The organism is Segatella copri (assembly GCF_002224675.1).
GTDB classification, from domain to species: domain Bacteria; phylum Bacteroidota; class Bacteroidia; order Bacteroidales; family Bacteroidaceae; genus Prevotella; species Prevotella copri_U.
In genome coordinates this window covers 1-11,472 of sequence record NZ_NMPZ01000045.1, presented here as the reverse complement: position 1 = coordinate 11,472, position 11,472 = coordinate 1, and the positions used below count along the sequence as shown (strand labels likewise).

Genomic DNA, 11,472 nt, shown 5'->3' with positions numbered 1-11,472 from the left:
AAAGGGCAGAAGCTCCTAGCCCAGGGCATCGCCCTGGGTTATTATGGACGCAACCCTGTCGCCCTGTAAGGGCAAAAGCCTTCAAATACCAGGCAATATACAAAGCTTTTGCCCTTACAGGGCGCCTTGCTGATTGCTTGTATACCCAGGGCGATGCCCTGGGCTAGGAGCTTCTGCCCTTTCAGGGCGTGTGGAGCATACTTGCGAAACTTGAATAATAAATGTATCAACCTTGTCAAAGACCGATGGGCTGATACGCTACGCCACTTACAACATGGCAGGAAACCTATCCCAGCATCCTGGCGATAGAAAACGCAAAAGCCCCAGACCTCAGAACCGGTATCGTTCTGAAATCTGGGGCAAAAGTAGAAAGAATACTCCGTTACGCCTTTTCCGCCGAATGCGCCAAATTGAATTCGGCGGAAACAAGAAAGGGGCAAAACCATCGTCTTGCCCCTCTATATCAATATCTTACAGAGATATAATTATTTTCTTTACGTCAAATGAAGTCTATCATTCGGCGCAAGATTCTATATATTGTGAGACTTTGCGAAATCCTCCACAAAACCCTCTACCTCATAATCTATATTCCCGTCATTGATCTTCTTTCTGATATAATTGCCATACGACTTTTGGGTAACACCCAGTTCCAGATGACAATCATCGTGCAGAAAACGAGTAATGGACGAGCCATTAGGAACACCAGCACTCACATAGCCCTGATTAGACCAACGCTGGAAAAACGCAACCACACTCTTGTTCAACAAACCATCGGAAGTGGAAAGCTGACTATCTGAAATATGATGCAGCTTGAGATTTTTCACAAAAGCATCCGCCATCTTCCCCGTAAGCCCCACATCCTTTCCACCCTCAGGAGTAGAAAAGAGATTCTCGGCACTTCTTCCCGCAGAAGATGAAGCACACTTCACCTTAACACTCTGTTCAAAAACAACTTCATCGGTATCATTCTTCATTTCAGAAGAATCATCGGAATCCTTATGTTGATGTTCATGGCTCTCATAATAGTTCTCTATATAGGTTACGGAACCTGCAAAATGGAAACTTCTATTCATCAGTATGTGGTTTTATGTCTTCATCAGAATTCTCGTAATTATTCTCTATATATTTGCTATTAGACTGTACATACACAACATTCTTGTACAAGCAAACACCACCGTTTTTACACAAAAAACGGATAATTCTAAAAAATGATATTCTATCCATATCTTAAGTAGTTTAAATTATTACTAAAACTTGATATGGTCCTCTAATTGGTACGCGGAGGGCTAGACTAGAATAGCCAAGGAGAGCTTCTTAGGGTGGCATCCTCGATGCCGGCAGACAAGTCTTCCCTAGGTAAGTGTATTAGTTCGTTTCATGTTGATTTTTTTAGATAAATGTTATTGTTATTCATTATTTATTTTTAGGCACAAAAAGCTTTTGGTATTTTGCTATATGTGCTTCCAATTTGTTAAGTTGCTTCAAGTCTCTCGCAAAAGTAATCCACTGCGAAAAGGCTTCATTGAAATTCTTCTCAAACTGACTCTTGTCAAACTTCTTACCTTCCGCCGTATGTCGTTTGATCAGTTCATCAACGATTCTATCCCAATTATATAGGATACAGCAGCACCATCTTCTCTGCTGCAAAGGCTGAAGACTTACACTTCTCTTCAGCACTCTGAGCACTGTATCACACTTTATATGCGTGATATTAGAAAACTGATATGCAGATATCTGTTCAGCTTTGCCACCAATAAATGAATTGAGATACAAGATGATGCATTCTTCCTGTATCTTATCAATTCTTTTGTCTAGCTGAGCTAAATTCTCCAGAATCAACACCCTTCTATGTTCTGCTATATCCAGCATATTAATTGTAAATTTATGCGAATTTACTACTAATAGTTGGAACAGCCAAATACATTACCCACATAGCAAAAATATGAGGGTATATTTTTCAGAAACGTTAATACTTGAATAAAAATTAACTACAGAATAACAAAAAAAGAGAGAAAGTGCGCATTTTTAGTGCTACACTTCCTCTCCTCGACTTTTATGGATGGGTAGGTAATTCTATTACCATTTCCACAGCTATTTCGTCACTGCATCATACAATGCCTGATAGTCCGTGACTACATCATAAATGTAACCATTCTCGCTGATGGCAGCAAAATGCTTGCGGGCACACGCTATCTTGCTTTCCTCGATACCGCGTAGATGTGACCCCTGGAGATCGTTACCCTTGGTTTCTGCCACAAAATAAACATGCTTCACGCTGCCTTCACGGAATGCTACAGCCCAGTCGGGATTGTATTTGCCCATAGGCGTATTGATGTAGAAACCACGAGGCAGTTTGGTATAAACCACCACGTCATCTTCACGTTCCAGAGACTCGGCAAAGTTCTTCTCTACACCCATGCTGTCGAGCACTACAAGGTCGTAGAGCGATTTCTTCGATTCAATGGCATTGATGCCCAACTTGCCTCGCAGAGCATCCACCGTAAAGATGTCGGTAGAGAACTCATCATTCAGCTTCTCGTATGTAATACTCTGGATAACAGCAAGAGCCTTGCAGTCGTTGATAATCAGACCGGTCTTGATGATAAATTCCTCAGGATTCATCTTGAACATGCTGAATGTTTCCGGCTTGATACCCTTCAGGATTTCCACGATGGTTTTTCTTGTCAACCCCGTAGCCGTTACCAGCTGACCTATCAGGTCGTATGTCACTTCCTTGCCCACAGCTTCCGTTACATGGATGGTCCGCACATCGCCCTGAGTCATAGCCACGCCCGCTTCAAGCGACTCCTTGTCTCTGATTTCATCCATCGAACCGCCTTCTACCACGATGCGGATTTCCGTAACCCTCAACTTTTCATCAAGTTCCTCGATGGCTTTCTTCACAAGACCAGAAGTTTCAAAGCTTACCTGATAGTAGGTGCGGCGGTTGATGCGCTTCCAGAGATTCTGGAACTCCTTCTTGGCAAAATTATCCTTCTGCAACTTGGCAAGCTTAGGCTTTCTACCATTCTCCGGTCTTACAGCCGCAGGATCAAAGACGGTATCAAGGGCTGCAATAATGCCATCCCGCCAATCATTGGCCGCACCAAAGTCGAGCGTATCATTGCGCTTATCCTCAAAATACTGAGCGGTCAAAGCACCGTTATCATCCACATAATCTTTGCGGATGAGGGCATTATAGATAGCTCTTGCCTGATTGACGTCAAACTTACCATTGGTTCCATCTGCCATCGTATAAGCCCTGCCCTCGAAAAGATGGGCGGTGATAACGATTGGTCGGTCGGCACAGGCTTCAGCCATCTCCGTCTGCAGTTTCTTGGCGAAATCATCATAGCTCTCGCTGGCTATCACGGTGAGGATATTGGTATCAAACACATGGTCGCCCAATACATCCGCATCCTGGCGTTCTCCCTTCTGATTCACGCAAAGGCGCATTCCTCGTCCCACTTCCTGGCGTTTTTTGGTCTCATTGTCCGAGTTCTTCAAGGTGCAGATCTGGAACACGTTAGGGTTGTCCCAACCTTCCTTCAAGGCGGAGTGCGAGAAGATGAAGCGGACTGGCTCGCTGAGCGAAAGCAGACGCTCCTTATCCTTCATAATCAGGTCGAAGGCACGCTCTTCGTTCTCTCCCTGCTTTTCCTTCGATTCCACCGCCTTGCCCTTCTTATCCATGGAGAAGTAGCCCTGATGCACCTTGGATGCCGCATTGCGAGGGTCTGAAAGATAGCGCAGATAGGCTTCATCCGTAAACGATGGCAGCATTTCTGAAAGCACTCGGTTATATTCTTCCTCAAACATCTTGGCAAACTTACCCTTGCTATCCTCGCCTTCATAGAGGCGATAGCTATCCACATGGTCGATGAAGAACAGACTGAGCACCTTGATATGCTGACTGAACAGCTGGCGCTCACGCTCCAGATGGGTGCGGATAGTTTCACGAATCTGAATACGACGGATATAGTCTTCGTTCACACTGCCCACGGCATCGCCTTCATGGAGAGTCAAGCCGTTGAGGAAGCGGACGATCCCCTGCCTGCCGTCTATGCGTTCTACGATGAAGTTGTTGTCATACTCGGCAAGTCCCCCACTCTGTTCCTTCAGGTTGAAGCGCTCATCCACGAGTTTGCTTACCTGTTTTGTTCCGGTCTGCGTCTTGATGTCGAAGCTGATGCGAGCCTGCGGATTGCCCTTGCCGATGACGATTTCCTCCAGATAGACGTAGCCGTTGGTGGCGGTACTGCCTATCTGTCTGATACCCTTCACCTCTATCTTCTTCACCAGTTTCTGGTTATAGGCATCGATGGCATCCAGCTTATACACCATATTATATATATCACCCTTGCGGTGGGTGGCGCTATACAGAAGGGTAAAGAGCGGCTTGAACATGGCAATACCCTTACGGGTCTTGTTCTTCTTGTCCACACCCAGCACCGACTGAGGTTCATCGATAATCATGATAGGATGGGTCTGTGCCAGCACGTCGATAGGACGGCGGGAACCGAACTCATCACGTCGTTCGAAGATGATGCGGGCTGCCTTATCAGCTTTCTTCAACTTGCCTTTTTCCATCTTATCGGTTGACTTCTCTTCATCCATAGATGCGTTGAATGCCTGGGTATTGATAATCATCACGTGCATGCCTGCATCGCTGGCAAAGGCATCAATCTTGCTGAGCTGCTTGGAGTTATACATAAAGTATTGCATGCGCTTGCCGTATTCCTGGGCAAAATGCTCCTGCATGCTCTCAAAGCTCTTCAATACGCCTTCTCGGATGGCGATGCTTGGCACCACCACCACAAACTTGGTCCAGCCATAGCGGGCATTCAGTTCATACATGGTCTTGATGTAGGTATAGGTCTTACCCGTACCCGTCTCCATTTCGATGGTGAGGGCGGTACCTACGCCTTGCAGCTGCTGCAGCTGTTCTACAGGTTTCAGACCCTGTTCTGTCTGTATGGCTCTTACATTCTCGCAGACGGCTTCCGGAGCGAGGATAACGTTCTTGTTGCCAAAGCCTTTTACAACAAAGAGGTCTTGATGAACTCCCTGGTCCACGATATGGTCACTCTGTCCGTCGCTTTTGGGCTGACCTGTAAAGGCATTAGCCACAGCCAGCGCCGCTTCGGTTTGGAAGCGTTGATGTTTATATCTGAGTTTCATAGGCTTAAATCACTCTAATATTCTTCACTACTTCCTGGTCGCTCCAATCCAGTTTCTGCTTGAAGGTTTCGTAGATATTAATCTTGTCGGCATCCTGGGCAAAGCAGCTATCACGGAAAATGACACGCAAAGGCATCTTTTCTGCCATGGCTTTTACTACGTCTTCTGATACGTTCTCGGCGAAGCAGGCCACCAGGTCGCCGTCGTTCACGGTATAGATGGTCTTGCCATCCACCTCTTCCTGGGTCATAGGCAGAGAGAGCTGAACACCCCAGTCGAGCATACATCCAAAGAGCAGGTCGAGGTCGTTTCGGTCGGTCTTGATGTTGTTCAGGAACAGATCAAGCTGGTCTTGCTTGAATTCCTTTGGAGAACGCTTTACATCCTCGTAATTGCCTTCGTCGAGACGGAAGACACGGAAGCCAAAATCTTTTTTAAATTCAGGTGTTTCTTTATTTATTCTATCAATAGTCTTTAATAAACGATACTTAGCCAACTCTGTTAATTTATGAGGTTTGCCAATACTATCCAACAACGAAATGCCATTGAGAATAATCTCCTTAGTAACAGAATCAGCACTCTTAAGCATTTCATCAAGATCTTCTGGCAATTGAACCAATATATATCTTAAATCTGTATTTTTTCCCAAATTATATCTCCATACAGCATCTGCAGTAGTACCAGAACCCGAGAAAAAGTCCATTACAATATCGTCATCTTTACAAACAAAATTAGTTAAGTACTTAACTAATGATACTGGCTTTGGATAAGAAAATACATTTTTACCATCCATTAAAGACGTAAGATAAGATGAAGCGGTTTCATTTGTGCCAACACCAACACTTGGCTTATCAATTAATGGTGATATTATTTTCTCCTTTATAAAATTTGTTGGACGTTTATACCCTTCACCCTCACGAATAAAACGAACAGAAAGGTTATCAGTTTTAATAATAAAAGACGTTCCTTTCAAAACTTCTTCATCAAAGAAAGATTGTGTCCACTTAAATTCGCCTTCAAGACGGAAATCAGACGTCGCTCTACCATCTTTGATTTCAATACGATCCAACAAACTTACTCTATCCTTGCAATAAGGTTCATAAATGCCATCAGGGAAAGCCTTTGTTTTAAAAACAACTTTATCTTTCGGAAATACTAATACACTCCTTGCATTGCCAGTATTCAACAAAGGCTGATCTCCTCCATCTAACAGTTCTCCATTATATTTAATGCCATTTTTATTTTTCTCATAACAAAGAATATATTCATTTGTTTTTCTCGATTTAACAGCAAGTGAAGGTGGAGTCGCAGTTTTCACCCAAGAAAAAATTTCAACAAAATTATTTTCTCCAAATACTTCATTACAAATACTCTTTAAGGTAGAAAACTCTTCAACACCTATTGAGATAAAAATCACGCCATCCTCTTTCAGCAACGATCTCGCCACCATTAGACGGGAATAAATCATAGAGCACCAATCCGAATGAAAACGTCCATTCGAATCCATGTTCTTGATATATTTATTACCTAATTCATCTACTACTCCCGAAGCCTCAGCATACTCATCAGCAGACATCGCAAAATCATCATGATAAACAAAGTCATTACCTGTATTGTAAGGTGGATCAATATAAATCATCTTTACCTTACCCAGATAAGACTTCTGGAGAAGTTTAAGCACTTCGAGGTTATCACCCTCAATATAAAGGTTTTGGGTATTATCCCAATCCACACTATCCTCCTTTACGGGACGCAACGTTTTCTTAGTAGGGCGCAAAACTTCGGCACGAGCTGCCTGCTTGCCAACCCAGTTGAACTCGTATGCCTCAGGAGCATCTTCTACTGCGTTGTCACCAAGAAGCTGGCGAAGTACGTCAAAATTAACTACACGTTTTACCCCCCCGTATCAGGGTCGGCTACCTCCGTAAAGCACGAAGGCGCAATCTGATAAAGCGCATCCAGATTCAGCTGCGCTCCATCTGCCGACTGCAATTTCATTCTATTTGGTCTATCCATATTATTTATATTTTATAAATTATTCTTCATCATTTCCATGTTGTGACAAAAAGAAACGCTTTTGCTTTTCTATTTCGCATTGCAACTCCTCTTCTCCACAGACAACAGTCGCCTAATGTGTGTCCAATTCAAATTGTGTACGAACTCGTACACTTTTGAATAATCAGGAAATAAAATGTAGAATTTGCGATAATGCTGAAGGTTGCGTTTGCTATAGTTGTTTCCAAATATAGGTATCAACTTTTCTGCAAGTTCTGTAATCAAATGTGTACCATATTTAGCACGTTCATCACCATGCTGTTCCTCTTCTACTATTCGCCTGCCAATACCCCAATAAGTGGCTATAGCTGCTTGTCCTGCAGCAGCATAGGCTTGATGTCTCCCCTGCTCTATTATTTTGCGAATATCGTTTAGAACTTCACTATTATTCTTTATATCAGCCATAATATTCTCCTTTTTTTAAAACATCCATTTCTTTTTCCCACTCAGCAACCTTCTTCTTCAACGCCCGAGCCTCGGCGTTCAGAAAAAGAGGCTGCAGCTATTGACACACGAGATCCTTTAGATAATTTGGTCTTCAAATCATCTATCACCCGTTCTGACATGTTGTTTATAGCCTTAATCAATTCCATGTTCAATTCGTTGATATTTACAAAGTTACGTTGTTTCTAAGTTTTACTTTATTTATTTTATCCTTCAAAAGTACAACAATATTTTGGAACAAGCAAGAGATTTCTTCAAAAGTTTCAGAAAAAGTTTTTCAGCAGCATGTTGACAAGCAAATGAAATCACCCGCCAAATCATCTATTCGCATCAATACTTGGTAGTGATTCCACGAAAGAGAGGAAATCCTATTTAAGACAGATTACAACATACTCTATTCTGCGGCTTTTGAATTAAAAGATGACATCAAGCCATGGCGAGACGAAGTTACCGCCCCAGTTCGTGCATTTTTTAAGGAACTGTCTTTTCGCTTGCAGAGAAAAAGTGGCAATATTGCCAAAAAATCTTCGTAAAGTTAAGAATATGCAGATAAAAAGAAACTTCTATTTACAGCAGCTCATTGACGGAAAACAGAATGGGTTGGTTAAAATTATTACAGGCATCAGACGTTGTGGAAAGTCGTATCTGCTCTTTACGCTCTTCAAGCAACACTTGATAGCCAATGGCATCCTGGAAGACCATATCATCCAGATAGCACTCGATGATATCGAAAATTCAGAACTTAGGGAGCCACTTACTCTCTACAGACACATCAAAGCCAAGATGATAGACGACGACCTGTACTATATCCTTCTTGACGAAGTGCAACTGGTACCCAGATTTGAGGAAGTGCTCAACAGTCTGCTCCGCATAGAGAATGCCAACGTATATGTAACAGGCAGTAATTCGAAATTTCTGTCGAGCGACATCATTACCGAGTTTAGAGGTAGAGGTGATGAGATTCATCTCTATCCACTCTCTTTAGCAGAATATTGTGAAGGTACAGGACAAAATCCTAGAGATGCCTGGAAAGACTACTATACATACGGCGGACTTCCACATGTACTAGCATTGGATACAGAAAAGAAAAAACTAGATTATCTGACCAACCTCTTCGAGAGCGTATATCTGATAGATATTCTTGAGCGACATAAGATTAAGAACAAGGCAGAGTTTGAGGAGTTGATAAGAATCATCGCCTCTGGCATCGGTGCGCCAACCAATCCAGCCAAACTATCCAACACTTTCAAGAGCGTAAAGAAGATAGGCATCAGCTCCGTTACCATCGACCGATACCTGGACTATATGCAAGATGCCTTTCTCATCGAAAAGGCTATCCGCTTCGACATCAAGGGCAAGAAGTATATCGGCAACTTATCAAAATTCTACTTTTCAGACCTGGGCATCAGAAACGCCATACTGGGACTTCGCCAACAAGAAGAGACTCACATCATGGAGAACATCATATACAATGAATTGCGCCGCCGCGGATGCAAGGTAGATAACGGCATCCTAACCATGGGACTGATAGATTTTCTGATGAATCCTGATAGTCTGGGGATGTAAAAGACAGAAACGGCTCGCAAGATGCAGTCATTATCTTGCGAGCCGTTTTACACATAATTTCCAGATTCTCTTGTCCTAAACCATAAGAATCCCTATTGAGATAACACACCCTCATCAAATGAATGGAATCATATAGAATGGCAGCAACAGAGTATTGCCATCTTTCATCAAATCCTTGGTGTACAACAAGTAGCGTTGCGATATTACCTTAGAGTATTTATCGCAAAAGGCATCTAGCGACGCATGAGTTTTGTAACCAGAAGACTTCACCTCTATCGGGCAAATCTTGGCTCCACGAGACAGGAGAAAATCTATCTCATAATTATGCGTTGCATCTTTAGCCCACGAATAATAAAACAGCTTGTTACCACTCGCCGTCAACATTTGGGCTACCAGATTCTCGTAAATATAGCCCAGATTGGCAGTAAGCTTGTCACTCAACAGCTTCTCATAAATCACATTCTCCGTAAACGACTTATCCCAAAACGCCAAAGTCACAAACAAACCTGTATCAGCACAAAACAGTTTAAACTTAGAATTGTCTTGATGCAATGACATCCCCACATTGGGATCATTGGAATGATAAGCAAACAAAACAGTCTTACTATCTTCCATCTCTCGAAGTAGTCCTTGGAGCTTGTCCGTATCCACACTTCCCACAACTGAATAAGGTTTATATCGATTACTATTCTGATTCAACTGGGCAGGAATATTCAAGAATAACTGTTCTATTCTGCGAGAGGGATCTATCTTTTGAAAATCATCGAGATACAAACGAATAATATCCCGCTTTACCAAATCTACCATGCTGAGATTATTTGTCTCCAAATACTCATTTACAGCTTGAGGCATACCACCAACAAGCATATATAGACGAAGTTCCCTCATCTTTGATCGATGAGCTTGCCCTAGCATCAGCCGTTTATCAAAGAATTGCTTGAGCAAAGGAATTGATGCCGTATCTCCCATCGCCCAACGAAATTCCTCGTAATCCAACGGGTACATGGCGACTCTTTCCTCTTCACTAGGAATGGTAATGCCCTTCGTATTTTTAGTGATACTGATAAGAGACCCCGTCTCTATATAATCATACCTTCCATCCTCCACCAAATACTTGATGGCTTGTCTTGCTTTAGGGCATGCCTGCACCTCATCAAAAATGATGGCAGACTTCCTTGCTACGAGAGAAACATTATATATAGCTTGCAACTGAAGGAAGATAAAATCCAAGTCCATCAAATCGTCAAATAGTGAAACAACTCGCTTGGATGCCTTATTGAAGTCAATGAGAATATAAGAATCATACTCTTTTTGAGCAAAATCCTTCACCAGCGTTGACTTTCCAACGCGACGTGCTCCTTCTACGAGAATGGCTGTTTTTCCCTTTCTCGTATTCTTCCATTGCAGGAGTCTATCATATAGTTTTCGTTTAAAAATTCTATTCATTTTATTTTCTAATGTTTACGAAAGCTTTAACTTCTTGATTTTATGCCTTTTGGCGATGCAAAAATACAAAATTATTAGAAAATACGCAAATCTTTTTAGCAGAAATCTTAGAAAATACGCAAATCTTTTTAGTGGAAATCTTAGAAAATACGCAAATCTTCTATAATATTGTAGTAGTTTTACCAACCTTCTGGTGGCACATAGCGGATTACCTGCCCCGTAAGTCTGGCAGTGGGGTTGTTGCATATGTACATCTTCTAATTGGGCAACAAGTTGTTGCCCATCTTCTTCGCCTAATTTGGCAACAACCTGTTGCCAAATTAAGCAAAGATGATGGAACTCATACCATTGGCAAAGTTCCTGCGTTTTGAGATTTTTGAAATCTAACTAAAACTCATACTTTTTGCCCAGGATTTTATTGATGCTTTGAATGAGGATATGATAGGCAGGATTACCCATTGCCCCATGACCATGACCAGCGATTTCATAGAGCTGGGTATCTGGGCGGCCAACAAGGTTCATCATTCGCCACATCACTATGGCTTTAAACTACTAATCTTCTGCAAAAATACAAAAACTGGAAATCAGGAATCTTTTTAAAGAAATCGGTGATTTGTAGAACTTTCATTCGGTGATTTGTGGATTTTATCCTCTACCTTGATGCACTGTTTTAGTGCATCAAGAGTGATCACAGCTATCACAATAACAGTTATCACAGTTTTTACGGAGAGGGTATCTGAAGGGAAGGAAAATGTTAAATAGAATTTAACTATATATATT

10 protein-coding genes are annotated in these 11,472 nt (G+C 42.2%); 1 reads left to right on the top strand and 9 read right to left on the bottom strand.

Annotated elements, in window-relative coordinates; genetic code table 11:
• Positions 1-530 precede the first annotated feature (530 nt).
• The 6 genes from CFT61_RS15900 to CFT61_RS15880 all read right to left on the bottom strand — a co-directional run bounded on the left by CFT61_RS15900 (position 531) and on the right by CFT61_RS15880 (position 7,641).
• Positions 531-1,073 carry a hypothetical protein gene (locus tag CFT61_RS15900; RefSeq protein ID WP_089545375.1) on the bottom strand — a complete coding sequence of 181 codons (543 nt, stop codon included), beginning with the start codon at positions 1,071-1,073 and terminating at the stop codon, positions 531-533.
• A 340-nt stretch (positions 1,074-1,413) separates the two neighbouring features.
• Positions 1,414-1,869, bottom strand: coding sequence for a hypothetical protein (locus CFT61_RS15895; RefSeq protein ID WP_089545374.1), 456 nt, complete (start codon positions 1,867-1,869; stop codon positions 1,414-1,416).
• Between the two features lie 222 nt (positions 1,870-2,091).
• Entirely contained in the window at positions 2,092-5,181 is a 3,090-nt protein-coding gene (locus CFT61_RS15890) for a type III restriction-modification system endonuclease (RefSeq protein WP_089545373.1), read from the bottom strand.
• A 4-nt stretch (positions 5,182-5,185) separates the two neighbouring features.
• Positions 5,186-6,913 (bottom strand): site-specific DNA-methyltransferase, encoded by a 1,728-nt coding sequence (locus CFT61_RS15885; protein ID WP_367379350.1) that lies wholly within the window; start codon positions 6,911-6,913, stop codon positions 5,186-5,188.
• A gap of 161 nt (positions 6,914-7,074) precedes the next feature.
• Complete coding sequence (locus CFT61_RS17495; RefSeq protein WP_367379349.1) at positions 7,075-7,197, bottom strand: hypothetical protein; 123 nt, start codon at positions 7,195-7,197, stop codon at positions 7,075-7,077.
• A gap of 69 nt (positions 7,198-7,266) precedes the next feature.
• Entirely contained in the window at positions 7,267-7,641 is a 375-nt protein-coding gene (locus CFT61_RS15880; protein WP_089545372.1) for a DUF1016 N-terminal domain-containing protein, read from the bottom strand.
• Positions 7,642-8,223: 582 nt separating this feature from the next.
• Here CFT61_RS15880 and CFT61_RS15875 point away from each other — a divergent pair.
• On the top strand, positions 8,224-9,246 hold the full coding sequence (locus CFT61_RS15875) for an ATP-binding protein (RefSeq protein ID WP_089545371.1): 1,023 nt from the start codon (positions 8,224-8,226) through the stop codon (positions 9,244-9,246).
• A gap of 114 nt (positions 9,247-9,360) precedes the next feature.
• Here CFT61_RS15875 and CFT61_RS15870 read toward each other — a convergent pair whose 3' ends face one another.
• The 3 genes from CFT61_RS15870 to CFT61_RS17115 form a co-directional block, all read right to left on the bottom strand.
• Positions 9,361-10,692, bottom strand: coding sequence for an ATP-binding protein (locus CFT61_RS15870; protein ID WP_089545370.1), 1,332 nt, complete (start codon positions 10,690-10,692; stop codon positions 9,361-9,363).
• Positions 10,693-11,079: 387 nt separating this feature from the next.
• A complete protein-coding gene (locus CFT61_RS16705; RefSeq protein WP_176425640.1) occupies positions 11,080-11,217 on the bottom strand; it encodes a hypothetical protein in 138 nt (45 codons plus the stop codon).
• Positions 11,218-11,288: 71 nt separating this feature from the next.
• Positions 11,289-11,472, bottom strand: a 184-nt coding sequence (locus CFT61_RS17115; RefSeq protein ID WP_217899094.1) for a hypothetical protein, incomplete at its 5' end; no start/stop codon positions are given.